Origin of the sequence: Mycolicibacterium vaccae NBRC 14118 = CIP 105934, from assembly GCF_001552715.1 — a bacterium.
Lineage (GTDB): Bacteria > Actinomycetota > Actinomycetes > Mycobacteriales > Mycobacteriaceae > Mycobacterium > Mycobacterium vaccae.
Genome location: NZ_BCRS01000096.1, coordinates 1 through 23,848 on the forward strand (window position 1 = coordinate 1; position 23,848 = coordinate 23,848).

Below are 23,848 nucleotides of genomic sequence, written 5' to 3' on the forward strand. Positions count from 1 at the left end.
GAAGACGACCAGGGCCCGTAACCGAACGCCTAACTGATGTCGGCCTTTTCGGACTGCGGCGTGAGCATCTCGACCATCCGGTCGATCACCGCTGCGGCAGTCGGATGCTCCCAGAGCAGCGTCGGCGGCAGCGACAGACCCGTGCGCTTCTCCAACGCCCGCCGCAGCGCCACCGTCATGATCGAGTCGACGCCCGCCTCCACCAGTGGAACCCGCAGGTTGACGTCGGGCTCGGACAGCCCGAGTTCAGCAGCCACCGCTTCGACCACCTGCCGCGCCACCCACTCGCCGGGGTCGGTGTCGCCGGGACCGACCGGACCGCCGTCGTCACCGACGTCGCCGGCATCTGCCCTCGGCGCGACGTCGGCCAGGAAGGGCACCGCCGCGGCTTCCGAAAGCACAGGCAGCACAACGACATTCGGTTCATCACCACGCATCGCCGAATCCAGGGCCCGCATCGCATCGTCCGCGCCGACCGTTCCCATGCCCAGCGCTTCCAGCTGGGCTGCGACGAACCCCGACGTCGACCCCATGCCCAGGCCTCGCCACGCGGTCCACGCGACACTGACCGTGCGGTCGCCGAGACTGCGCCGGTGCCGGGCCGCTGCGTCCAGGAACGCGTTGGCGCACGCATAGGCGCCCTGTCCCGGGAAACCGGCGAGGTAACCGCACGACGAGAACAGCACCATCCAGTCCAGCTGTTCGGGTGGGAAGAGCTCGTGCAGCGTGCGGGTGCCCGCCACCTTCGGGCGCATCGCCGCCCGGATGTCCGACTCCGAGGTGTTCACCAGCAGCGCACCGGCTTCCACGCCGGCGGCGTGCACCACGCCGCGCACCGGTGGCAGGTCGCTGAGCACCGCCCGCAGTCGCTCACCCGCATCCGCGGCCCCGATGTCGATCGCCGCGACGTGCACGGAGACTCCGCGCTCCTCCAGCGCGGACACCGCACGGGTCGCCTCGGTCGGCGTATCGGCCCACTGCGCCCGGGGTGGGATCCCCGACCGCGACAGCAGTACCAGCCGTCGCGCGCCGAGATCGGCGAGGCGATGCGCGATCCGCAGGCCCAGCACGCCGGTGCCGCCGGTGACCAGGTACGTGCCGGCCGGTGAGCACGTCATCGGTGCGCCGGCCCCGGGCCGGGCATCTGCCAGCCGCGCCGTCGTCGCCACCCCGTCACGCACCACCACCACGCCGTGGCCGGCCAGCGAGGCGAGCACTCCGAGCGGTAGTGCGCCGGCCACGTCGACCACGCCGCCCCACAGCTGCGGGTGTTCGGCAGCGGCGACGCGCGCCATCCCCCACAGCGGCGCGTGCACCAGGTTCGTCCCCTCGTGCACCTCGCGCGTCAACACCCAGAGCCGGGCTTGAGAGTTGTTGCCGGCGAGGTGTTTCAGCGTGTCCAGTGTCTGCAGGACGGCCGCTTCCGGGGTGTCGTCGCGGGGCACCAGCAAGACCACCGAGCCGTCTCCGGTGTCGACCGGCACCTGCTGCGGGCTGCCGTACACGCGGTGCGGCACCGCCGCCTCGGTCAGCTCCCGCAGGATCGGGTCGATCCCGGCTCCGGCGCCGATCACGGCGACCTCACTGGGCCGGGCGTCGCCGTCGAACGCGGTCTCGTGCCATGCCACGTGGTGCAGCATCCGGGACGCGTCGGTCCCGGTGGCGCTCTCCAGTTCCTCGAACGTCATCGCCGTGAGCGAGGCGAGCGCCGCGCCCGACTCGTCGGCGATCACGACGTCGGTGGTGGTGCCCGCGCGGCGCCGCACGTGCACCACTGCGACCGCCGGTGGCGCACCGCACACGTGCACCCGGTCGACGCGGGCGGGCATCCGCAGCCGCGGCGGTCCGTCGAACACCGTGGACGCCGCCGAGGTCGCCGCATCCAGCAGGGTGGCCCAGGTGGACGGCACTGAACCGTCGGCCTCGGCACGAACCCGTACGAGCAGTTCGCCTGCACCACGCCGTATCTCGAGCACCTGCCAGCCGAAGCCCATCGCGGCCACACCGAGGGTCGCGAGCGTGTCGACGACGTGCCCGGGCGGTAACGGCTCGGTGCACCGGTCCCAGGTGGCCGCGTCGACGCGGCCACCCATCGTCTCGTCGAGGTCGCCTTCGAAGTCCTGGCCGGTGGCGACGACGGCGCTGCTGTGGGTCAGCCATCCGGACTCGTCGGCACCGTCGGTGTCGGCCAGTCGTGACGAGATCCGCACCGAACGGTCCTGCAGGACCACCTGGATGTCTCGGGCCCGGCCGGGCGGCACCGGCGTACGCAGCCGTACATCGGTCAGCCCGCCCGCGCCGGCCACGGTCAGGAACGTGTTCAACAGCACTGCGGCGGGGACGATCTCGGTGCCCTGCACGGGATGGTCGCCGGGATAGGGCCGGTTGCCCATGTCGAGGCCGGTCTGCCACACCCGTGCGGGCACCTCGCCGGTCACGTCGACGACACCGCCGAGCAGCGTGTGCGTCGACGGGTCGTGCAGGGCTGCGGTGTTCGGCGGCGGGGTGGGCGTCCGCCAGAACCGCCGGTGCTGCCACTGGGTGCCCGGAAGGTCGGCCGCCCACGGCATCGTCGCGGTGTAGCCGTGCGAGACCGGCGCGCCGTGGCAGTGCAGCGCGGCGACGGCGGTGGTGACGCTGTGGCGCTGCGGTTGGTCACGGCGTAGCACCGGCACCACGGCGTGATCATCCATTCCGAGACTGCTCATCGTCTCGACGATCGAATGGGACACCACGGGATGCGCGGACACCTCGAGGAACAACCGGTGCCCGTCGCGCGCCGCGGCCTCGACCGCCTCGGCGAAGCGCACCCGGCCGCGCAGGTTGGCCACCCAGTAGTCGGGGTCGCGGGAAGCGCCGGACCGGGGGTCCTGCAGCGCGGTCGTGTACAGCGGCACGCGGGCCCGGCCCGGGGCGGGCAGGGACGCGACGCAGCGCGCGAGTTCTCCGGTCAGGGCGTCCATCGCCGGGCTGTGGAAGGCGACGTCGGTGTTCACCCGGCGCACCATGATCCCGGCGGCCGTCCACGCCTCGACGACGTCGTCGACCGCGGCCACCGTGCCGGACACCACCGTGGATTCCGTCGACGCGCTGATCGCCGCGACCACGTCGGTGCGGTCGCCGAGCCGGCGCTCGGCCTCGTCGAAAGGCAGACGTACCAACGCCATTGCGCCGTCACCGGCCACCGCCCGGAACCCACGGGCCCGGTAGCACGCGATCGACGCGCCGTGCGCCAGATCGAACACCCCGGCCACGACGCAGGCCGCAACCTCGCCGACCGAGTGCCCGATCACCGCGGCCGGTTCCACTCCGCGCTCTCTGAGCACCGCGGCGAGACCGACCTGCATCGCGAACGTCAGCGCCTGCACCCGGTCGGTACCGCCGAGCAGTCCGGTGGTCAATGCCTCGCGCGCGGAGAAGCCCAGTTCGGGCCCGAACACCCGGTCCACCGCGTCGACGGTGGCCGCGAACGCCGGCTCGGCGGCGATCAACTCGCGGCCCATCCCGGTCCAGTGCGAACCGTGTCCGGAGAACACCCAGACCGCGCCGTCGCCGGCACCGGGAACCACGGTTCCGGTGACCACCCGCGGATCCCGCTGCCCGGCGGCCAGGGCGTCCAGGGCGTCGACGGGGACGTCGCTGTCACCGGTGAGGACCGCGGCCCTGACTGGTTCGTGGGCTCGGCGCGTCCACAGCGTGGCGGCGACCTCGCCGGTCGGGATCTGCGCGGTGCGCAGGTGGTCGGCCAGGGCTCCTGCCTGCGCGTGCAGGCGCGGCTCCGAGCGCGCCGACAGTGGAATGAAGTCCGCTCTGCCGCAGCTGGTCTCGGCGCTCGCGGCGGGAGGCGCCTCCTCGAGCAGGACGTGCGCGATGGTGCCGCCGTAGCCGTAACTGCACACCGCTGCGCGGCGCGGATCGTCGCGCCGCGGCCACGGCTCCCGTTCGAGCGGCACCCGCAGCCCGCTGGTCTTCCAGTCCACGGCGGTGGTCAGCGTGCGCACCCCCGCGGTGGGCGGCAGTTCCCCGTGGTGCAGGGCCAGGGTCGCCTTGATCAGGCCGACGACGCCGGCACCGCCCTCGAGGTGTCCGGTGTTGGGCTTGACCGAACCGACCGCGCACGGGTTGTCCGCCCGGCCTTCCCCATAGACCGCCGCGAGCGCCCCGATCTCGACGGGATCGCCTGTGGGGGTGCCGGTTCCGTGCGCTTCGACGTAGTCGACGCTGGCGGGCGCGATGCCGGAGACGCGGCAGACGAGCCGGAACAGGTCCTCCTGGGCCTGCCCGTTGGGCGACATGATGCCGACGGTCCTGCCGTCCTGCGCGACCGCGCCGCCCCGCACGACCGCGAGCACGCGGTCACCGTCGCGGACCGCGTCGGCCAGGCGCTTGAGCACGACGACCCCGGCGCCTTCGCCGCGCCCGTAACCGTCCGCGGCGTCGTCGAACGTCTTGCAGCGGCCGTCGGGCGCGGTTGCGCCGGCGACGTCGAGCACCCGCGTCAGGCCCGGGCCGATCAGCGCGCTCACCCCGCCCGCGAGCGCCAGCGAGGTCTCACCGTCGCGCAGCAGCTGACAGGCCTGGTGCACCGCCACCAGCGAGGCCGCGCACGCCGCGTCCAGCGCGACGCTGGGCCCGCGCAGATCCAGCAGATGCGACACCCGGTTGGCCACGCCGCACAGCGAGGTGCCGATCCCGGTCCACGCCTCGATGCCGGCGATGTCCTCCATGAGGAGCTTGCCGTAGTCGTCGGAGTTCACGCCCATCAGCACCGCGGTGTCGCTGCCGGCCAGCGACCGTGGCGAGATGCCCGCGTGTTCGAGTGCCTCCCAGGACACTTCGAGCGCCATCCGCTGTTGCGGGTCCATCAGCTCGGCCTCGCGCGGCGAGACCCCGAAGAACTCGGCGTCGAAGCCGGGCAGATCGTCGAGGAAGGTCCCCCATCGCGTGGTCTGGCGCAGCAACGCGGCGTTGCGCGGATCCCGGCGCAGGTAGGGCTCCCAGCGCTCGGCGGGCACCTCGGTGACCTTGCTGCCCCCGTTGAGCAGGAACGACCAGAAGTCCCGGGGGGTGCGGACGTCGCCGGCGAGCCGGCAACCGATACCGACGATCGCGATCGGCGCCGCGGCCGGGCCAGTGTGGATAGCCTTCCCTAACCCTGGCTTCGACATGCGGGACATCCTGGCACAACGCGTTTGCTCGCGCGGAGGTACCCGGGTGCGTGGCGGTCAGCGGTGTGGCGGCGGCTGCGCTCCCGGGTCCTCGGGATCGACCTCGACCGCGTACGACGTGATCCTGGCGATCTCCTCGCCGGCGAACTCGTAGATACCGCAACTGGCGACGGCGGTCACCCCGTCGGGCCGCACATAGCGGGCGACGGTGTCCACCGCGACGACGGCACCCCCGCCGGCGACGACCCGCCGGTCGAATTCCACCGCGGTGCCCTTCAGGCTCTCCAGGGTGTCCTGACAGGTGCGGCGGACCGCGTCGGCGCCTTCGAGCACCATGCCTCCGACGATCGTCCACCGGACGTCGCGGGCGAGGTGGTCGAGCGCGTCCTCGAAGCGATGTTCGGAGAACGCGCGGGCCACCGCGGCCGGGTCGAATGCCATGGCCCGACCGTAGCGTCCCGGGTGTCCGGCACGGTATGAGTAGACATATGAATCTGTCCGGCGTCGGCCTGTGGAGTTCTCAACTGCGATACGGAAATCCGGAGGAGGCGGCCGAAGCCGCGGCCGAGTTGGACGGGCTCGGCTTCACCGCCCTGTGGATCCCCGACGTCGGCGGACCGGTGCTGGACTCGGTGGACAAGCTGTTGTCGGCCACCGAGAAGACGACGATCGCGACGGGCATCCTGAACCTCTGGATGCACGATCCGGCCGAGGTCGCGGCCCGCTACGCCACGCTGACCGAGGCGCACGGCGAGCGGTTCCTGCTCGGTATCGGGTGCAGCCATGCACCGCTGATCGACTCGCAGGAGCCGGGGCGTTACCGCAAGCCGCTGGCCGCCACCAAAGCGTTCCTGGACGGCATCGACGCGTCCCCGCAGCCGGTGCCGACCGGCAACCGGGTGCTGGCCGCGTTGGGCCCGAAGATGCTGCAGTTGTCGGCGACGCGTGCGGGCGGGGCACACCCGTACCTGACCACCCCCGAGCACACCCGCCAGGCGCGCGAGGTGCTCGGCGCCGGGCCGATGTTGCTGCCCGAGCAGACGGTGATGCTCACCGAGGACCGGGACCAGGCCCGCGAGGTGGGCACCCAGTGGCTGCAGTCGTACCTGGCGCTGCCCAACTACGCGAACAACCTGCTGCGTCTCGGCTTCACCGAGGAGGACCTGACCTCGGTGAGTGACCGGGTGTTCGACGCGCTGATCGCGTGGGGCGACGAGGACGCGGTCCGGCAGCGCGTGCAGGAGCATCTCGACGCCGGCGCCGACCATGTCTGCGTGCAGGTCCTGACCGCCGATCCGCGCGAGTTCCCGCGCGAGCAGTGGCGCAGGCTGGCCTCGGCGCTGCTGTAGACCGCGGCGGTCAGGTCAGCAGGTCGCGCACCACCGCGTCGGCGAGCAGCCGGCCGCGGTCGGTGAGCACCAACCGGTCCCCCTCGGCGCGCAGCAGACCGTCGGCGACCGCGCGGTCGGCGCGGGCGCGTTCAGCCTCCGCCAGCACCTGCACGGGCAGACCGCTGCGCAACCGCGCCCGCAGCATCACGTCCTCGACGTGCGAGGTCTGCGCGTCCAGTTCCTCGTAGTCGGCGACGGGCAACTCGCCGCCGTCGAGGGCGGCCGCATACGCGTTGGGGTGCTTGACGTTCCACCACCGGATCGAGTCGACGTAGCCGTGCGCGCCCGGTCCGGCACCCCACCACTGGCCGCCGTCCCAGTAGCCGATGTTGTGTCGGCACTCCCCGCCGGGACGGCTCCAGTTCGACACCTCGTACCAGTCGAAACCGGCGTCGGTCAGGCGTCGGTCGAGCAGTTCGTAGCGGCGGGCGAGCACGTCGTCGTCGGGAGCGGGCAGCTCACCGCGGCGTACCCGGCGGGCCAGCGCGGTGCCGTCCTCGACGATCAGCGCATAGGCCGACACGTGGTCGACGCCGGCCCGCACGGCCGCGTCCACCGACGCCATCAGGTCGGCGTCGGTCTCGCCGGGGGTGCCGTAGATCAGGTCGAGGTTGACGTGGTCGAAGCCCGCCGCCCTGGCCTCCCGGGCCGCATCGAGCGCCCGTCCCGGCGAGTGCACGCGGTCCAGCGCCGCGAGCACGTGCGGCGCGGTCGACTGCATGCCCAGCGAGATCCGGGTGTAGCCGGCACGGCGCAGTGCGGCGAAGAAGGCCGGCGACGTGGACTCGGGGTTGGACTCGGTGGTGACCTCGGCGCCGGGGGCCAGCGTGAAATGGTCGCGGACCGCGTCGAGCACGGCGGTCAGCCCGGCCGCGCCGAGCAGCGAGGGCGTCCCCCCGCCGACGAACACCGTCTCGACGGGCGGCGGTTGCCCCAGGTGCGCGGCGGCCAACCGCAGTTCCGTGCGCAGCGCGGCCAGCCAGCCGTCGGGGTTGGCGCCGCCCAACTCGGCGGGGGTGTAGGTGTTGAAGTCGCAGTATCCGCAGCGGGTGGCGCAGAACGGCACGTGGATGTACAGACCGAACGGACGGCCGGCCCGGACCGTCATATCGGGCAGCAGGGCTCGCTGCGCGGTGTCCGGTGGTGAAATCACCTGCCCAGTCTTCCAGAGCGGGCTTTCGCGCACCGTGAGCGCAAGTATCGCCCGGTTTAGGGGCGGTGTGGGTGTCCGTGGCACAATGGCTGGCGTGACTGCCCACAGCTTCCCTCGCCGGGTCTCGCTCGTGGTGCGCCGTCATGTCGACTTCAAGCGTGTTTGCACCTGTTGTTGTCTGCCGTAGTCAGCGGATCTAGGACCCAGCCCACACCAATCTCAGCTGGCCGACGGATCTGCGCCGCCGGACAGCCACCGGACAGAAGCGCGATCTGAACGCCGGCTCCCAATAGGAGCCAGTAATGACCACAGCCACACCCAAGCCTGCCAAGCGCCCCCGCGGCGAAGGCCAGTGGGCACTCGGCTACCGCGAGCCGCTCAATCCCAACGAGCAGTCCAAGAAGGACGACAACCCGCTCAACGTGCGGGCGCGCATCGAGAACATCTACGCCGTGAACGGCTTCGACAGCATCGACAAGGGCGATCTGCGTGGCCGGTTCCGCTGGTGGGGCCTCTACACCCAGCGCAAGCCGGGCTACGACGGCACCTGGACCGGCGACGAGAACACCGACATGCTCGAGGACTCGTACTTCATGCTGCGGGTGCGCTGCGACGGCGGCGCTCTGAGCACCGCGGCGCTGCGCACACTGGGAACGATTTCGACCGAGTTCGCCAGAGACACCGCCGACATCTCCGACCGGCAGAACGTCCAGTACCACTGGATCCAGGTCGAGGACATGCCCGAGATCTGGCGCCGCCTCGACGAGGTGGGGCTGCAGACCACCGAGGCGTGCGGCGACTGCCCGCGCATCGTGCTGGGGTCGCCGCTGGCCGGTGAACACCCCGACGAGGTGATCGACGGCACCCCGGCGATCAACGAGATCGTCAAGCGCTACATCGGCAAGCCGGAGTACTCCAACCTGCCGCGCAAGTTCAAGACCGCGATCTCCGGGATGCAGGACGTCGTGCACGAGGTCAACGACGTCGCGTTCATCGGCGTCAACCATCCCGAGCACGGCCCCGGATTCGACCTGTGGGTCGGTGGCGGCCTGTCGACCAACCCGATGCTCGGCCAGCGGGTCGGCGCGTGGGTGCCGCTCGACGAGGTGCCGGACGTGTGGGAGGGCGTGGTCAGCGTGTTCCGCGACTACGGATACCGGCGACTGCGCTCCAAGGCCCGGCTGAAGTTCCTGATCAAGGACTGGGGCGTCGAAAAATTCCGCGAAGTTCTGGAGACCGAGTACCTCAAGCGTCCGCTGATCGACGGCCCGGCGCCCGAGCCGGTGGCCAGGCCGATCGACCACGTCGGGGTGCAGCGACTCAAGAACGGCCTCAACGCCGTCGGCGTCGCACCGATCGCCGGCCGGGTGTCGGGCACCATCCTGAGCAAGGTCGCCGACCTCGCCGAGGCCGCGGGCAGCGACCGGATCCGGTTCACGCCGTACCAGAAGCTGATCATCCTCGACGTGGCTGACGACAAGCTCGACGAGCTCAGGGCCGGCCTGGACGCGCTGGGCCTGCCGTCGACGCCGTCGCACTGGCGGCGCAACCTGATGGCCTGCACCGGCATCGAGTTCTGCAAGCTGAGCTTCGCCGAGACCCGAAAGCGTTCGCAGGTGCTGGTCCCCGAGCTGGAGAAGCGCCTGGAGGACATCAACGCCGACCTCGACGTGCCGGTGACGATCAACATCAACGGCTGCCCCAACTCGTGCGCGCGCATCCAGGTCGCCGACATCGGCTTCAAGGGCCAGATGGTCGACGAGGGCAACGGCCCGGAGGAGGGTTTCCAGGTGCATCTGGGCGGCAGCCTGGGCCTGGACAGTGGGTTCGGCCGCAAGCTGCGCCAGCACAAGGTGCTCTCCAGCGAGCTCGGCGACTACATCGAGCGGGTGGTTCGCAACTTCGTGAAACAACGCGAGCAGGGTGAGCGTTTCGCTACGTGGGCGTTGAGAGCCGACGACGCGGATCTTCGATGAGCGCTCGCGCGAAGAGCAAAGGCTCGATGAGCCGCTTGCGCGAAGAGCGGAGACAGAGGTAGGACATGACCAAACCCCTGAATGAGACCGACCTGCAGCAGCTGGCCGAACGCGGAGCAGCCGAGCTCGGCCCGGACGCCACCGCACAGGACCTGCTGGCCTGGACCGACGAGAATTTCGCGGGCCACTACATCGTGGCGTCCAACATGCAGGACGCGGTGCTGGTGGATCTGGCGGCCAAGGTCCGTCCCGGCGTCGACGTGCTGTTCCTCGACACCGGCTACCACTTCGTCGAGACCATCGGCACCCGCGACGCCGTCGAGGCGGTCTACGACGTGAACGTCGTGAACGTGCGGCCCGAACGGTCGGTGGCCGAGCAGGATGCGCTGCTGGGTAAGAACCTGTTCGAGCGCAACGCCAACGAGTGCTGCCGGCTGCGCAAGGTCGAGCCGTTGTCGAAGGCGCTGCAGGGCTATTCGGCGTGGGTGACCGGGATCCGCCGGGTCGAGGCCCCGACCCGCGCGAACGCGCCGCTGATCAGTTGGGACGCAGCGTTCGGACTGGTGAAGATAAACCCGCTGGCGGCGTGGACCGACGAGGACATGCAGGCCTACATCGACGCCAACGGCATCCTGGTCAATCCGCTCGTCGACGAGGGCTACCCGTCGATCGGTTGCGCGCCGTGCACCAACAAACCCGTCGAGGGCGCGGACCCGCGCAGCGGTCGGTGGCTCGGACAGGCCAAGACGGAATGCGGGCTGCACGCCTCGTGACGCTCGTGCTCACCGCGCACGGCAGCGCCGACCCGCGCTCCGCCGAGACGGCGCGGTCGATCGTCGAGTGCATCCAGCGGCTGCGTCCCGGCCTGGATGCGCGAATCGCCTTCTGCGAGCAGAACTCCCCGAATCTGCGGGACGTGCTGGCCGACCTGCCGCGCGGACATGGGGTCGTCGTGCCGCTGCTGCTGGCCGATGCGTACCACGCGCGGGTCGACATCCCGGAGATGATCGCCGAGTCCGGCGCCGACGTCCGGCAGGCCGCGGTGCTCGGCGAGGACGACCGGCTGATCCACGTGCTGCGGCAGCGGCTCGAGCACGCCGGCGTGTCCCGGCTGGACCCGCGCGTCGGCGTGCTGGTGACCGCGGTGGGCTCGTCGCGCCCGGCAGCCAACGCCCGCACCGCGACGGTCGCCCGTGAGCTGACGCTGACCACCCGCTGGAGCGCCACCACCGCGTTCGCCACCGGCCCGCAGCCCACGCTCGCCGAGGCGGCCGATGAGCTCCGCCGGCGCGGCGCCACCCGGCTGGTCATCGCGCCCTGGTTCCTCGCACCCGGCAGGATCACCGACCGGGTGGCCGATTTCGCCGTGGCACAGGGCATTCCGATGTCGGCGCCGTTGGGTGCGCACCGGCAGGTCGCCGAGACGGTGCTGGATCGCTTCGACGCCGCCCAGACGGTCCACGCGGCCGCCTGAGACCCAGCTCACCGCTCCGGCGCCGGTAACCTGGATGGCGTCACTCTCTCGAGACAAGGACTCGATGCAACCTCATAGACCCACGGCGGTCGCGTGCTGACCGCCGTTCTCGGTATTTTCATCGGCTTTCTCGTGGTCCTGGCGATCACCGCGCTCACCGGATACTTCGTCGCGCAGGAATTCGCCTACATGGCCGTCGACAGGTCTCGGCTCAAGGCTCGCGCCGAGGCGGGTGACGGTGCCGCCGCCCGTGCGCTGACCGTCACCCGGCGCACGTCGTTCATGCTCTCCGGCGCACAACTCGGCATCACTGTCACCGGCCTGCTGGTCGGCTACGTCGCCGAACCGTTGATCGGCCGCGGACTGGAGGTGCTGCTCGGCGGCGCCGGGATCCCGACCGCGATCGCCGTGGCCGTCGGCGGCCTGTTCGCGATCGCGGTGTCGACCGTGGTGCAGATGGTGTTCGGCGAGCTCTTCCCGAAGAACCTCGCGATCGCCCGCCCCGAACCCCTGGCACGCCGGCTGGCCCTGTCCACGACGCTGTACCTGAAGGTGTTCGGCTGGCTCATCTGGCTTTTCGACCAGTCGTCGAACCTGCTGCTGCGTGCGTTGCGCATCGAACCGGTGCACGACGTCGAGCACTCGGCCACCCCGCGCGACCTCGAACACATCGTGGCCGCATCGCGTGACGCGGGTGAGATCCCCGCCGAGTTGTCGGCACTGCTCGACCGGATCCTCGACTTCCCCACCAGCACAGCCGAACACGCGATGATCCCGCGGTCCCGCGTGGACACCGTCTCGGCCGGCGACTCGGTGGCCGACGTGCGGCGACGGATGTCCGCCGGCCACACCCGCTACCCCGTCACCGGGCTGAGTCCCGACGACGTGGTGGGCGTCATCGAACTCCACGACCTGCTGGGCCCGGTGCCCGACGGCGCCTCCGCGGGCGCGCACTGCCGTCCGGCGGTGGTGGTTCCGGAGACCTTGCCGCTGCCCAACGTGGTGCACGACCTCCAGCAGGCCGGCGAGGAGATGGCGATCGTCATCGACGAGTACGGCGGATTCGCCGGCATCGTCACGATCGAGGATCTCGCCGAGGAACTGGTCGGCGAGATCGACGACGAGCACGATGAGCTGCAGACCGTCGCCGACGCCGTCGCCGACGGTGACGGCTGGTTGCTCGCCGGCGATCTGCCGATCGACGAGGCCGAGCGCACCCTGGACCTGACGTTGCCCCCGGGTGACTACGAGACGGTGGCGGGCCTGGTCATCGCCCACGCGCTGGGCCTGCCCGAGGTCGGCGCCGAGGTCGTGATCGCGCTGCCATCGGACCCCGCCGACCTGCTGGCCGAGGGCGAGGTGCCTGTGCGGTCACTGGTCGCGCAGGTCCGCTCGATCGAGCGCCGGGTTCCGGCGAGCGTGTTCGTGACGATCTCCGAGGCGGTCGACGATGAGTAACCCGTGGGTGCTGGTCGCCGTCACCGTCGCGCTGATCGGCCTGAGCGCGTTCTTCGTCGCGGTCGAGTTCGCGCTGATCGCCGCGCGCCGCAACCGACTGGAGGACGCGGCGGCCACCAGCGCTGCCGCGCGCGCGGCGCTGCGCAGCGCCAGCGAGCTGTCGCTGCTGCTGGCCGGCGCCCAGCTCGGCATCACGGTATGCACACTGCTTCTCGGCGCGATCACCAAACCCGCTGTGCACCATGCCCTTACGCCGTTCATCAGCGGCCTGGGCGCGCCGGGCTGGGTGGCCGACGTCGGCGGCTTCGTGCTGGCGCTGATCATCGTGACGTTCCTGCATCTGGTGGTCGGCGAGATGGCGCCGAAGTCGTGGGCCATCGCCCACCCGGAACGGTCGGCGATCCTGCTCGCGCTGCCGATGCGCGGCTTCATGTTCCTGACCCGGCCGCTGCTTCGCGCGCTGAACCGCGCCGCGAACTGGTGTCTGCGCCGAGTCGGGGTGACACCGGTCGACGAACTGGCCGACACCCAGGATCCCGACACGCTGCGACAGCTCGTCGAGCACTCCGCGACGGTCGGCACGCTCGACGAGCGCTATCACGCCAACCTCACCAGCGCGCTGGAACTGGAGGCGCTGACCGTCGGTCAGCTGGCCCGCCGCGACGAGCACTACAGCGAGGTGCCCACTGCCGCGACACCGGCCGAGATCCAGGAGACCGCCAGGGCGACCGGACATCTGCGCCTGCTCGTGCACGACGGCGGACCGGACGGAGCCATCGTCGGTGTGGTTCACGTCCGCGACAGCCTGTCGGCCGGCACGACCGCGACCGCGCGGGAGATGATGCGGCCGGTGCTGTTCCTGCCCGAGACCACCCCGGTCTACGAGGCGTTGCGCCTCATGCGGGAGACGCGCAACCACCTCATCGTCGTCGACGGACCGTCCGGGCGCGGGTTGCTGACGCTGACCGACCTGTTGTACCGGCTGCTTCCGACCGAAGCGGCGTGACTCAGGCGACCGGCACCGGGACGTCGGACGGCAGCGACGGCACCCGGGTGGCGCGCACGTAGACCGTGTCGCCTTCCTTGAGGCCCAGCGCCTCGGCGTCACCGCGGGTGATCTGGGCGGTGAACGGCGCGTGGGTCGCGGCGTTGGTGAGCTCGACGCGGACCTCGAAGCCCAGCACCACGATGCGGTCGATCGTGGCCCGGGTGACACCGGTGGACTGCACAGAATCGTCCGAGGACGCGATCGCCATCTCCGGATTGCGGCCCACCCGGATGTCGTGTGGGCGCACCAGCACACCGTTGAGTGAGGACACCGCGCCCAGGAACGACATCACGAACGCGTTGGCCGGAGTGTCGTAGACCTGGGTCGGGGTGCCGACCTGTTCGATGCGGCCCTTGTTGAGCACCGCGATCCGGTCGGCGACGTCGAGCGCCTCCTGCTGGTCGTGGGTCACCAGCACCGTGGTCACGTGCACCTCGTCGTGCAGACGGCGCAACCACGCCCGCAGGTCCTCGCGGACCTTGGCGTCCAGCGCGCCGAACGGCTCGTCGAGCAGCAGCACCTCGGGATCGACGGCCAGCGCGCGCGCCAGAGCCATCCGCTGGCGCTGGCCGCCGGACAGCTGATTGGGGAAGCGGCCCTGGAATCCCGCCAGCCCCACCACTTCCAGCAGGTTGTCGACCCGCTCCGCGATCTCGGCCTTGGGCTTCTTGCGGATCTTCAGCCCGAAGGCCACGTTGTCGCGCACCGTCATGTGCTTGAACGCGGCGTAATGCTGGAACACGAAACCGATCCCGCGCTTCTGCGGCGGCACCCGGGTCACGTCCCGGCCGTTGATGGTGATCGTGCCGGTGTCGGGCTCGTCGAGGCCGGCGATGGCGCGCAGCAGCGTCGACTTCCCGGACCCGCTGGGCCCCAGCAGCGCCGTCAACGAACCCGCGGGCACGGCGAAGTCGATGTTGTCGAGCGCGGCGAAGTCGCCGTAGCGCTTGTTGGCGCCGTTGACGGTGATCGCGTAGGTCATGGTGTCAGCTCCTATGGGCCTATTTTGCGGCGCGCGTCCGGCGGGCGTCGAGGATCACCTGGGCGATGAGGACCAGGACGGCGACGGTCATCAACAACGTCGAGATCGCGTAGGCGCCGTATTCGGCACCGCGGGTGTACCGGTCGTGGACCAGCAGTGTCAGTGTCTGGGAGGAGCCGGGCAGGTTGGCCGCCACCATCAGCACCGCGCCGAACTCGCCGAGGGTCCGGGCGATCGTCAACACGATGCCGTAGGTCAGGCCCCACCGGATCGACGGCAGCGTGATCCGCCAGAACGTCTGCCACCACTGCGCGCCCAGGGTGGCCGAGGCCTCCTCCTGGTCGGTGCCCAGTTCGTGCAGCACCGGTTCGACCTCGCGGATCACGAACGGCACGGTGACGAAAATGCTGGCCAGCACGATGCCGGGGAACCCGAAGATGATCTTCAGGCCGAAGTCGTTCTCGATGAAGCCGAACAGTCCTGCCGAGCCCCACAACAGGATCAGCGCGACACCCACCACGACCGGCGACACCGCGAACGGCAGGTCGATGACCGCCTGCAACACGCTCTTGCCGCGGAATCTGTTGCGCGCCAGCACCAATGCGGTCGGCACGCCGAACAGCACGTTGAGCGGCACCACGATCGCGACGACGATCAGCGAGAGTTGCAGGGCCGAGATCGCCGCCGGGGTGCCGATCGAGGCGACGAACTCCCCCACCCCGGGCGAGAAGGTCCGCCACAGGATCAACCCCACGGGGACGACGACCAGCACGGTGACGTAGAGCAGCGCGACCCAGCGCAACAGGTGACGCACCACCGGCGACAGCGTCATGCCTGAAGTTCCTCCCGCTTGGCCGCCCGGGCGCCGATGGCCCGCAGGACGAACAGGATCACGAACGAGATCGCGAGCAACACGATCGAGATCGCGGCCGCGCCGACCCTGTCGTCATTCTCGATCAGAGTGCGGATCCACTGCGAGGACACCTCGGTCTCACCGGGGACCGCGCCGCCGATCAGCACCACCGAGCCGAACTCGCCGATCGCGCGCGAGAACGCCAGCCCGGCGCCCGAGAGCAGCGCCGGCAGCAGCGCCGGCAGGATCACCTTGGTCAGGATGGTGAAGTTGTTGGCGCCCAGTGACGCCGCGGCCTCCTCGACCTCGCGGTCGAGTTCGAGAAGCACCGGCTGCACCGAGCGCACCACGAACGGCAGGGTGACGAACAGCAGCGCGATGCCGACGCCCCACTTGGTGTGCTGCAGATGGATGCCCACCGGGCTGGCCGGCCCGTACAGGGCCAGCATCACCAGGCTGGCCACGATGGTGGGCAGCGCGAACGGCAGGTCGATCACGGCGTCGACCAGACGCTTGCCGGGGAAGTCGTCGCGGGTCAGCACCCACGCGACGATCAGGCCGAAGAACGCGTTGACAATGGTGACGCCGATCGAGATGGTCACCGTCACCCGCAGCGACGCGATCGCGGCCGGCGAACTGACCGCCGACCAGAACGCCCCGACGCCGCCTTCGGCGGACTGCCACAGGATCGCGGCCAGCGGCAACAGCACGATCAACGACAGCCACATGGTGGCGGCCCCGACGCGCAGCGACGTCGAGCCGTGCCTGGGGTACAGGAACCGCGAGGGACCGCCCGAGCCACCGTCGCCGGTGAGCTCGGGGCGGATCGCCTCGGGGTTCGGATCGAGCATCCCGGAGGATGTCGTCATCCAGTGGCCTGCTTGTAGATCTTGGTGATGGTGCCGTTGTCCTTGTCGAACAGCTCGGCGTCGATCTTGGCCCAGCCACCGAGGTCATCGACGGTCCACAGCTTCTCTGGGGCGGGGAACTTGTCGGCGTACTCGGCGAGCACCCCCGGGTCCACCGGCCGGAAGTTGGCCTCGGCCCACAGCTTCTGGCCCTCCGGGGTGAACTGGAAGTCCACGAACGCCTGCGCCTGCTCGACGTGCTTGCTGGTGTTGACCACCGCGGTCGGGTTCTCGATCTTGAAGGTCTGGGCCGGGTTCACGTGCTCCAGGTCGAAGTTCAGCGCCTCGTTCTCGTAGGCCAGCAGCACATCGCCGCTGCCCTGGCGGAACACGTCGGTGGCCTCCCGGCCGGAGCCCGGACGCAGCTTCACGTGCTCGGTGACCAGCTTGTCGACGAACTCGATGCCGGCCTCGGGATCCTGGCCGCCGTTGCTGGCGTAGGCGTACGGCGCGAGCAGGTTCCACTTGGCCGCCCCCGAGCTCAGCGGGCTGGGCGTGATGACCTCGATGCCGGGCTGCAGCAGGTCATCCCAGGTGCGGATGTTCTTGGGGTTGCCCGGGCGCACCGCGAAGCTGACCACCGAACCGAACGCGATGCCCTTGTTGGGGCCGGCGTTCCAGGTCTCGTCCACCTTGCCGGCCTTGACCAGGCGGGTGATGTCGGGTTCGACGGAGAAGTTCACGATGTCGGCGGGCTTGCCGGCCTCGACCGCACGCGACTGGTCCCCGGAGGCGCCGTAGGATCCGGTGACCGCGACGCCCTTGCCCGCCTCGGTGGCGGCGAATGCGGGCGAAACCTTCGACCAGCCCGGTTCCGGGACGGCGAACGCCACCAGGGTCAACGTGGTGTCGGCCTTGGTGTCGCCGCCCTCACCGCCGGCCACGTCGCTGGCGCCGCCACCGCAGGCGGCCAGTACCGTCGCCGACACAGCCAGCGCGGCGGCGGTGCGCCACGGCCTCGTGGATTTCAGGATGTTCTGCATGGATGACCTTTCCGGCTTCGGATTTCGGTGGTGAGGACCGTTCCGGAAAGGCAGGTTCAGCACTGAGGCAGATATGCCGCAGCCGTCACCGACACCGAGCCGTGAACGGGCAGGGAGTCAGCGACAACAACAGACATCAGCAACGGCGCACAGACCCACGGCAATGAGAGCCACGATGTGGCCGCTCTTGTTGCCGGACGCCGTTTGCATGGCGCGAAGCGTAACAGAGTTGCTGAGACCCGACGCTGGGGGTCAGCGGGTGAAGTACCACATCACGATGACGAACAGGATCAACGCCACCAGCACGAGGGTGACCCGGGAACGGGGCATGCTGCTCATCGGTCGCTCTCTCTGTCGTCGTCGATGTGCCGGATCCGGTGCAGAATCCGGATGCCGTTTCCCAGCAGACCGTCCAGCACCACCGCGGTGAGGTAGGCCAGCGTCAGCACCACCGGCATCACCACCACCGTCTGGATGACAAACGGCAGGCCGGTCAGCCACAGCTCCACTCCATCCCACCAGTTGAGGAAGCCGTCCACCCCGCCAGAGTATGCGCCCGGCGACCCCGCAGACCACCGGGTGTCGAGTAGACGCCGGGGTGCCCGGCAGTCGATGATGAGCAAATGGTTTTGCAGCAGTCCGAGACCTCCGACCGCAAGTCGAACAACGGTGACACCGGCCCGTTCTCCCTTGCGACACCCGCGGCCTACCCCCACACCGGACCGCTGCGCAATCCGTTCCCGCCGATCGCGGACTACGCGTTTCTGTCCGACTGCGAGACTCAGTGCCTGATCTCGTCCGCGGGGTCGGTGGAGTGGCTGTGCGTGCCGCGGCCGGACTCCCCCAGCGTGTTCGGCGCGATCCTGGACCGCGGCGCGGGGCATTTCCGGCTCGGCCCCTACGGCGTCTCGGTGCCCGCGGCGCGGCGGTATCTGCCGGGCAGCCTGATCCTGGAGACGACCTGGCAAACCCACACCGGTTGGGTGATCGTGCGTGACGCGCTGGTCATGGGTCCGTGGCACGACCTGGAGACCCGCTCGCGCACCCATCGGCGTACCCCGATGGACTGGGACGCCGAGCACATCCTGTTACGCACCGTGCGCTGCGTCAGCGGCACCGTCGAGCTGGTGATGAGCTGCGAGCCGTCGTTCGACTACCACCGCACCAGCGCGCACTGGGAGTACTCGGCGCAGGCCTACGGCGAGGCGATCGCGCGGGCGACCAAGGACCCGGACTCCCATCCGACGCTGCGCCTCACCACCAACCTGCGCATCGGCCTGGAGGGCCGCGAAGCCCGCGCGCGCACCCGGCTCAAAGAAGGCGACAACGTGTTCGTCGCGCTGAGCTGGTCCAAGCACCCGGCGCCGCAGAACTACGAAGAGGCCGCCGACAAGATGTGGAAGACCAGCGAGTGCTGGCGGCAGTGGATCAACGTCGGTGACTTCCCCGATCACCCGTGGCGGTCCTATCTGCAGCGCAGCGCGCTGACGCTGAAGGGCCTGACCTACTCGCCGACCGGCGCGCTGCTGGCCGCGCCCACCACGTCGCTGCCGGAAACCCCGCACGGCGAACGCAATTGGGACTACCGCTACGCGTGGGTGCGGGACTCGACGTTCGCACTGTGGGGGCTCTACACGCTGGGCCTGGACCGCGAGGCCGACGACTTCTTCGCCTTCATCGCCGACGTGTCGGGCGCCAACAACGGCGAGCGGCATCCGCTGCAGGTGATGTACGGGGTCGGCGGGGAACGCAGCCTCGTCGAGGAAGAACTGAACCACCTGTCCGGGTACGACAACGCGCGGCCGGTGCGTATCGGCAACGGCGCCTACAACCAGATGCAGCACGACATCTGGGGCACGATGCTCGATTCGGTCTATCTGCACACCAAGTCACGCGAGCAGATCCCGGAGACCCTGTGGCCGGTGCTCAAGGAACAGGTCGAGGAGGCCATCAAGCACTGGCGGCTGCCTGACCGCGGCATCTGGGAGGTGCGCGGCGAACCGCAGCACTTCACCTCCAGCAAGATCATGTGCTGGGTGGCCCTCGACCGCGGCGCCAAACTCGCCGAGCTCGAAGGCGAGAAGGCCTACGCCCAGCAGTGGCGGGTGATCGCCGAGGAGATCAAGGCCGACATCCTCGAGCACGGCGTGGACGAGCGCGGGGTGCTGACCCAGCGCTACGGGCACCCGGCGCTGGACGCGTCGCTGCTGCTGGCCGTGCTGACGCGGTTCCTGCCGCCGGACGATCCGCGGATCCGGGCCACCGTGCTGGCCATCGCCGACGAGCTCACCGAGGAAGGCCTGGTGCTGCGCTACCGGGTGGAGGAGACCGACGACGGACTCTCCGGCGAGGAAGGCACCTTCACGATCTGCTCGTTCTGGCTGGTGTCGGCGCTGGTCGAGATCGGCGAGATCGACCGGGCCCGGCATCTGTGTGAGCGGCTGCTGTCGTTCGCCAGCCCACTGCACCTGTACGCCGAGGAGATCGAGCCGAGCACCGGGCGGCACCTGGGCAACTTCCCGCAGGCGTTCACCCACCTGGCGTTGATCAACGCCGTGGTGCACGTGATCCGCGCCGAGGAGGAGGCCGACGCCTCCGGCACCTTCCAGCCGGCCAACGCGCCCGTGTAACGACGGCGTCGCGGTTTTGCGTCTGCCCGCGCAGAATGCTGCCGCCGGACCGCGGTGCGGTGGACCATCGGTGCCATGGGTTCACGTGTGGCAGAAGACACATCTCGTCAGGTCATCGACGTCGCCGTCGGCATCCTGATCGGACTGCGCGGCTATACGCGCAAGGACGCGTTCGACGAGCTGGTGCGCGTGGTGCACCAGACCGGGATCGGCCTCGGAGCCGTCGCGTCCGGACTGGTCGCGGTCGCCAGCGGTACGGCCTCGGCCGAGCACGCCGAGGCGTTCAACGCCTGGGGTGAGCTGATCCGGCACGGCCGCCGGGCGCTCGCGGTCAGCTGACCGCGGCGATCTTGTCGAGGATCACGTCGGCGACGGCGACGGCCTGCCGGGCGTCCACCGGGGCGCGTGGATCGACGAGCTCGACCTCGACGATGCAGTCGTCCGCCAGACCCACCGCGCGTATCCCGGTCGGGGATCCGGTGCCCCCCGAGGTGTGCAGCACGCTGGCCGAGACCACCCGCGCATCGAACGAGACTCCGGTGATCCGGCTGATCTCGCCGGCACCGGACACCGCAGGGCGCATCGCGACGGTCTGGCCGTTGCACCGCTGCCACTGACCGGTGAGCTTGGCGAAGAACTCCTGGGCGGCAACAGGATCGGCCATCTGCACCACCCCGAAGAAGCCGGTCACCGGCGGAGCCTCGAATCCCCCGCCGGCCCAGGTGCTGCTGGCCACCGATCGCACCGGACTGGTGTCGTAGACGATCTCCTGCATGCGGTAGGCGGCGCTGACGCATTCGGCCGGGGCGACGTGCGCGTCGGCCACACTGCGCAGCAACACGTCGGCGTCGCCTTCGACAGGCGGGGCGAGCAGCCCGTTCGGCCCGGTCGCCAGGATCGTGGACAACTCCTGCGCGGTCGGCAGGAACGGCCCGAGCGGGACCGCCCGCAGGGGCTGGGCGGCCTCGGCGATCCGCACCACCGGGCGGTCGTCGACGGGCGCGCCGGCACAGCCCGACAGCACCGAACCCACACACCCCAGCGCCAGCGCCGCGACCGCCCGCTTCGACATACCCCTTCGATAGCACGCCGGGCCCGGGCGCGCGACCGCTTCGGCGTTTAACCGGGCCACCCCACGCCGGCAGTTCCGCTCACCGCGATCAGAACTCCCCGATCGCCGGCCGCAGTGGCGCATTGCGCCCGCGCACCGCGGTCCGCCCAGGTCAGCGCCGCAGCGAGGCGGCGCAATACCAGTGCCCACCTGAGGCCCGCGCCGCGCCCGGTTCGTCGGCCCGGCCGGACCGATCTAGCGTCCCCATCAGCACTTTTCCCGCGATCGTGCAGCCCCACGTCGAACGAAGGTGACTCCGGTGCCCGATGCCACTCCCCTGCGCCGGCCGCGTGCCGACCAGGCGCGACTGGTCGCCGACATCCTGCGCCACCAGATCCACGCAGGCGGCTACCACGACGGGCTTCCGGCCGAGTCCGACCTGGCCGCCGAGTTCCTGGTATCGCGCAACGCCGTGCGGGAGGCGCTGGCCGTGCTCAAATCCGAGGGCCTGATCGACCGCGAACCCAAGGTCGGAACCCACGTCGCCATCCGCAAGTACGACCACGGTCTCGACGCCCTCGTCGGGCTCAAGGAGACCTTCAAGGACTACGGCCAGATCCGCAACGAGGTACGTGCGGCGATGACGGTGTCGGCCCCGCCCTCGGTGGCCGCCAGACTGCAGCTGCCGCCCGGCGAACCGGTGGTGTTCATCGAGCGCCTGCGCTATCTCGGCGATCTGCCGCTGAGCCTCGACATGACCTACCTCGCAAGCGATATCGGGGAGGCGGTGATCGAGCACCCGTTGGAACACCACGACGTCTTCGCCCTCATCGAACTGGTCACCGGCACGAGACTCGGACATGCCGCGGTCGCCGTCGAAGCCGTGGCCACCGACCCCCATTCCGCGGCCATCCTGCAGGTGCCCGACAACGCGGCCCTGCTGCTGATGGAACGACTGACCCACCTCGACGACGGACGACCCGTCGACCTCGAGTACATCCGGATGCGCGGTGACCGAATCACACTGCGCAGCAACTTGATCAGAGGATGACATGGCCCAGGTGAACCAACGCGTCGACGTACCCGTGACCATCGACGAATCGCTGTGCATCGAGGGATGCACGCTCTGCGTCGAGATCTGCCCACTGGACTCACTGGCCATCAACCCGGAGAACGGCAAGGCGTTCATGCACGTCGACGAGTGTTGGTACTGCGGGCCGTGCGCAGCACGCTGCCCCACCGGCGCCGTCACCGTGAACATGCCCTACCTCATCCGCTGACCCCCGACAGGACCCCTCATGAAACGCGCACTCGCCGTACTGCTGGCCGCCGCCACCGCGACGTCGCTGGCCGCCTGCTCGCTGGGTTCTCAGACCGGCTCCGCCGACACCGTCCGGGTCGTCGTCGGCTACCAGTCCAAGACCATCAACACCGTCACCGCGGGAACGCTGCTGCGCGCCAAGGGTTTCCTGGAGCATCGCCTCGACGACATCACCAAGAGCACCGGCGTCGACTACGCCGTGGAGTGGCAGGACTACGACACCGGCGCTCCGATCACCGCGCAGATGGTCGCCGAGAAGATCGACATCGGTTCGATGGGCGACTATCCGCTGCTGATCAACGGTTCGAAGACCCAGGCCAACGAGCGCGCACGCACCGAACTGGTGTCGGTCACCGGATACAGCCCGACCGGCGCGCTGAACATGATCGTCGTCCCGCCGGACTCGCCGGCGCGTACCGTCAGCGACCTGCGAGGCCAGAAGGTTTCGGCCAGTGTGGGTTCGGCAGGTCACGGAACGCTCGTCCGCGCGCTCGACAACGCCGGCATCGACCCGGCATCCGGCGTCGAGGTGCTCAACCAGCAACCGCAGGTGGGCGCCTCTGCGCTGGAATCCGGCCAGGTGCAGGCACTCTCGCAGTTCGTCGCCTGGCCCGGCCTGCTCGCGTTCCAGGACAAGGCCAAGCTGCTCTACGACGGCGCCGAGGGTGACTACCCGACCTTCCACGGTGTGGTGGTCCGCCACGACTACGCCGGCCGCCACCCCGAGGTGCTCGACGCGTTCCTGCAGGCGCAGCTCGACGCGACCGAATTCCTCAACGACAATCCACTGGCGGCCGCCGAACTGGTCGCCGAGAGCAGCGGGTTGCCGCCGGAGGTGGTCTACCTCTACAACGGCCCCGGCGGCACCAGCTTCGATCCCACGCTCAAGCCCTCACTGGTGCAGGCGCTCAAGGGTGACGTGCCCTACCTGCAGTCCATCGGTGAGTTCGCGCCGCTGAACATCGACGGCTTCGTCGCCGACACCGCGCTGCGCAAGGCGTACACCGACCGCGGCCTCGACTACCAGGCCACCCTGGAGAGCACGGCGAACCCGTCGGCGCTGAGCGGCCGCGATCCGGTCTGCGACGTGGCCGTCACCGACGCCACGCCGGCCGGCGAACTGTGGATCGAGGGTGCCGAGAACACCCAGCCGGCCGCAGGCCCGGACTGCCTGCTCAAGGCCGTGCGCGCCGCTGAGGCCGACGGCAGGACCGTGCGCGCGGCCTACATCCCCGACACCGAGTTCGGCACCCGCTGGTTCGCCGACAAGTCGCTGTGGGTCCGAGACGGCGGCCGGCATCTGCCGTTCGCCACTGCCGCAGGCGCCGACCGCTACCTCGCCGCCCATCCCGCGGCCACCGTCGTGGACTACCGGCAGGCCCTGGCGGGGGCGGTATGACCACCCCGCCGGCGGTGCTGGCCGCCGATGCGCCGGTGTCGGCCGCTCGCCCG

The 23,848-nt window shown here is 70.1% G+C and carries 21 protein-coding genes; 11 read left to right on the forward strand and 10 right to left on the reverse strand.

Annotated features, from left to right (window positions below):
* Positions 1 to 29: 29 nt before the first annotated feature.
* Both MVA01S_RS18230 and MVA01S_RS18235 read right to left on the reverse strand, forming a co-directional pair.
* Entirely contained in the window at positions 30 to 5,168 is a 5,139-nt protein-coding gene (locus tag MVA01S_RS18230; RefSeq protein WP_003928522.1) for a type I polyketide synthase, read from the reverse strand.
* Positions 5,169 to 5,225: 57 nt separating this feature from the next.
* Complete coding sequence (locus MVA01S_RS18235; protein ID WP_003928521.1) at positions 5,226 to 5,609, reverse strand: nuclear transport factor 2 family protein; 384 nt, start codon at positions 5,607 to 5,609, stop codon at positions 5,226 to 5,228.
* A gap of 47 nt (positions 5,610 to 5,656) precedes the next feature.
* Here MVA01S_RS18235 and MVA01S_RS18240 point away from each other — a divergent pair, with 47 nt between their 5' ends.
* Positions 5,657 to 6,517: an LLM class F420-dependent oxidoreductase gene (locus tag MVA01S_RS18240; protein ID WP_003928520.1), complete on the forward strand. Its 861-nt coding sequence runs from the start codon at positions 5,657 to 5,659 to the stop codon at positions 6,515 to 6,517.
* 10 nt (positions 6,518 to 6,527) lie between these two features.
* On the opposite strand, the gene hemW is transcribed toward MVA01S_RS18240, so the two are convergent.
* A complete protein-coding gene (gene hemW / locus MVA01S_RS18245; protein ID WP_003928519.1) occupies positions 6,528 to 7,667 on the reverse strand; it encodes a radical SAM family heme chaperone HemW in 1,140 nt (379 codons plus the stop codon).
* 347 nt (positions 7,668 to 8,014) lie between these two features.
* Between hemW and MVA01S_RS18250 the strand changes: the two genes are divergently transcribed.
* From MVA01S_RS18250 to MVA01S_RS18270, 5 genes are all read left to right on the forward strand, one after another.
* A complete protein-coding gene (locus tag MVA01S_RS18250) occupies positions 8,015 to 9,688 on the forward strand; it encodes a nitrite/sulfite reductase (protein ID WP_003928518.1) in 1,674 nt (557 codons plus the stop codon).
* Between the two features lie 65 nt (positions 9,689 to 9,753).
* A complete protein-coding gene (locus MVA01S_RS18255; RefSeq protein ID WP_003928517.1) occupies positions 9,754 to 10,461 on the forward strand; it encodes a phosphoadenylyl-sulfate reductase in 708 nt (235 codons plus the stop codon).
* Entirely contained in the window at positions 10,440 to 11,162 is a 723-nt protein-coding gene (locus MVA01S_RS18260) for a sirohydrochlorin chelatase (RefSeq protein WP_174538960.1), read from the forward strand. Before MVA01S_RS18255 ends, MVA01S_RS18260 begins: the two co-directional genes overlap by 22 nt.
* A 93-nt stretch (positions 11,163 to 11,255) precedes the next feature.
* On the forward strand, positions 11,256 to 12,620 hold the full coding sequence (locus tag MVA01S_RS18265; RefSeq protein WP_003928515.1) for a hemolysin family protein: 1,365 nt from the start codon (positions 11,256 to 11,258) through the stop codon (positions 12,618 to 12,620).
* A complete protein-coding gene (locus MVA01S_RS18270) occupies positions 12,613 to 13,626 on the forward strand; it encodes a hemolysin family protein (RefSeq protein WP_003928514.1) in 1,014 nt (337 codons plus the stop codon). The genes MVA01S_RS18265 and MVA01S_RS18270 overlap by 8 nt, the downstream gene beginning before the upstream one ends.
* Before the next feature lies 1 nt (position 13,627).
* Here the strand turns inward: MVA01S_RS18270 and MVA01S_RS18275 are convergent, their stop codons facing one another.
* The 6 genes from MVA01S_RS18275 to MVA01S_RS18295 form a co-directional block, all read right to left on the reverse strand.
* The gene (locus MVA01S_RS18275; RefSeq protein ID WP_003928513.1) at positions 13,628 to 14,650 is read right to left on the reverse strand and encodes a sulfate/molybdate ABC transporter ATP-binding protein; all 1,023 of its coding nucleotides are present in this window, start codon (positions 14,648 to 14,650) and stop codon (positions 13,628 to 13,630) included.
* A 19-nt stretch (positions 14,651 to 14,669) separates the two neighbouring features.
* Positions 14,670 to 15,482 carry a sulfate ABC transporter permease subunit CysW gene (gene cysW, locus MVA01S_RS18280; protein WP_003928512.1) on the reverse strand — a complete coding sequence of 271 codons (813 nt, stop codon included), beginning with the start codon at positions 15,480 to 15,482 and terminating at the stop codon, positions 14,670 to 14,672.
* Positions 15,479 to 16,354, reverse strand: a complete 876-nt coding sequence (gene cysT, locus MVA01S_RS18285; RefSeq protein WP_003928511.1) for a sulfate ABC transporter permease subunit CysT — start codon at positions 16,352 to 16,354, stop codon at positions 15,479 to 15,481. The genes cysW and cysT overlap by 4 nt, the downstream gene beginning before the upstream one ends.
* Before the next feature lie 14 nt (positions 16,355 to 16,368).
* Positions 16,369 to 17,394 (reverse strand): sulfate ABC transporter substrate-binding protein, encoded by a 1,026-nt coding sequence (locus MVA01S_RS18290; protein WP_003928510.1) that lies wholly within the window; start codon positions 17,392 to 17,394, stop codon positions 16,369 to 16,371.
* A gap of 117 nt (positions 17,395 to 17,511) precedes the next feature.
* Positions 17,512 to 17,604: an Ms4533A family Cys-rich leader peptide gene (locus MVA01S_RS32375; RefSeq protein ID WP_353961403.1), complete on the reverse strand. Its 93-nt coding sequence runs from the start codon at positions 17,602 to 17,604 to the stop codon at positions 17,512 to 17,514.
* Between the two features lie 125 nt (positions 17,605 to 17,729).
* On the reverse strand, positions 17,730 to 17,933 hold the full coding sequence (locus tag MVA01S_RS18295) for a hypothetical protein (protein ID WP_040539798.1): 204 nt from the start codon (positions 17,931 to 17,933) through the stop codon (positions 17,730 to 17,732).
* An 84-nt stretch (positions 17,934 to 18,017) separates the two neighbouring features.
* Here MVA01S_RS18295 and MVA01S_RS18300 point away from each other — a divergent pair, with 84 nt between their 5' ends.
* Positions 18,018 to 20,024, forward strand: a complete 2,007-nt coding sequence (locus MVA01S_RS18300; RefSeq protein WP_003928508.1) for a glycoside hydrolase family 15 protein — start codon at positions 18,018 to 18,020, stop codon at positions 20,022 to 20,024.
* A 75-nt stretch (positions 20,025 to 20,099) separates the two neighbouring features.
* Positions 20,100 to 20,363 carry an ANTAR domain-containing protein gene (locus MVA01S_RS18305; protein WP_003928507.1) on the forward strand — a complete coding sequence of 88 codons (264 nt, stop codon included), beginning with the start codon at positions 20,100 to 20,102 and terminating at the stop codon, positions 20,361 to 20,363.
* Here the strand turns inward: MVA01S_RS18305 and MVA01S_RS18310 are convergent.
* Positions 20,356 to 21,096, reverse strand: coding sequence for a sensor domain-containing protein (locus tag MVA01S_RS18310; RefSeq protein WP_003928506.1), 741 nt, complete (start codon positions 21,094 to 21,096; stop codon positions 20,356 to 20,358). The genes MVA01S_RS18305 and MVA01S_RS18310 overlap by 8 nt on opposite strands.
* A gap of 289 nt (positions 21,097 to 21,385) precedes the next feature.
* Between MVA01S_RS18310 and MVA01S_RS18315 the strand changes: the two genes are divergently transcribed.
* From MVA01S_RS18315 to MVA01S_RS18325, 3 genes are read left to right on the forward strand one after another with little or no spacing between them, the layout of a single operon-like run.
* A complete protein-coding gene (locus MVA01S_RS18315; protein WP_003928505.1) occupies positions 21,386 to 22,126 on the forward strand; it encodes a GntR family transcriptional regulator in 741 nt (246 codons plus the stop codon).
* A gap of 1 nt (position 22,127) precedes the next feature.
* A complete protein-coding gene (locus MVA01S_RS18320; RefSeq protein WP_003928504.1) occupies positions 22,128 to 22,355 on the forward strand; it encodes a 4Fe-4S dicluster domain-containing protein in 228 nt (75 codons plus the stop codon).
* 18 nt (positions 22,356 to 22,373) lie between these two features.
* On the forward strand, positions 22,374 to 23,795 hold the full coding sequence (locus tag MVA01S_RS18325; RefSeq protein WP_003928503.1) for an ABC transporter substrate-binding protein: 1,422 nt from the start codon (positions 22,374 to 22,376) through the stop codon (positions 23,793 to 23,795).
* Positions 23,796 to 23,848 lie beyond the last annotated feature (53 nt).

Bases quoted from the DNA above. Each gene is read 5' to 3' on its own strand.
- cysW (WP_003928512.1), bottom strand. From the start codon at position 15,482: ATGACGCTGTCGCCGGTGGTGCGTCACCTGTTGCGCTGGGTCGCGCTG.
- MVA01S_RS18325 (WP_003928503.1), top strand. From the start codon at position 22,374: ATGAAACGCGCACTCGCCGTACTGCTGGCCGCCGCCACCGCGACGTCG.
- MVA01S_RS18255 (WP_003928517.1), top strand. From the start codon at position 9,754: ATGACCAAACCCCTGAATGAGACCGACCTGCAGCAGCTGGCCGAACGC.
- MVA01S_RS18270 (WP_003928514.1), top strand. From the start codon at position 12,613: ATGAGTAACCCGTGGGTGCTGGTCGCCGTCACCGTCGCGCTGATCGGC.
- MVA01S_RS18290 (WP_003928510.1), bottom strand. From the start codon at position 17,394: ATGCAGAACATCCTGAAATCCACGAGGCCGTGGCGCACCGCCGCCGCG.
- MVA01S_RS18300 (WP_003928508.1), top strand. From the start codon at position 18,018: ATGGTTTTGCAGCAGTCCGAGACCTCCGACCGCAAGTCGAACAACGGT.
- MVA01S_RS18230 (WP_003928522.1), bottom strand. From the start codon at position 5,168: ATGTCGAAGCCAGGGTTAGGGAAGGCTATCCACACTGGCCCGGCCGCG.
- MVA01S_RS18320 (WP_003928504.1), top strand. From the start codon at position 22,128: ATGGCCCAGGTGAACCAACGCGTCGACGTACCCGTGACCATCGACGAA.
- MVA01S_RS18260 (WP_174538960.1), top strand. From the start codon at position 10,440: ATGCGGGCTGCACGCCTCGTGACGCTCGTGCTCACCGCGCACGGCAGC.
- MVA01S_RS18235 (WP_003928521.1), bottom strand. From the start codon at position 5,609: ATGGCATTCGACCCGGCCGCGGTGGCCCGCGCGTTCTCCGAACATCGC.
- hemW (WP_003928519.1), bottom strand. From the start codon at position 7,667: ATGACGGTCCGGGCCGGCCGTCCGTTCGGTCTGTACATCCACGTGCCG.
- MVA01S_RS18310 (WP_003928506.1), bottom strand. From the start codon at position 21,096: ATGTCGAAGCGGGCGGTCGCGGCGCTGGCGCTGGGGTGTGTGGGTTCG.
- MVA01S_RS32375 (WP_353961403.1), bottom strand. From the start codon at position 17,604: ATGCAAACGGCGTCCGGCAACAAGAGCGGCCACATCGTGGCTCTCATT.
- MVA01S_RS18240 (WP_003928520.1), top strand. From the start codon at position 5,657: ATGAATCTGTCCGGCGTCGGCCTGTGGAGTTCTCAACTGCGATACGGA.
- MVA01S_RS18305 (WP_003928507.1), top strand. From the start codon at position 20,100: ATGGGTTCACGTGTGGCAGAAGACACATCTCGTCAGGTCATCGACGTC.
- MVA01S_RS18275 (WP_003928513.1), bottom strand. From the start codon at position 14,650: ATGACCTACGCGATCACCGTCAACGGCGCCAACAAGCGCTACGGCGAC.
- MVA01S_RS18250 (WP_003928518.1), top strand. From the start codon at position 8,015: ATGACCACAGCCACACCCAAGCCTGCCAAGCGCCCCCGCGGCGAAGGC.
- cysT (WP_003928511.1), bottom strand. From the start codon at position 16,354: ATGCTCGATCCGAACCCCGAGGCGATCCGCCCCGAGCTCACCGGCGAC.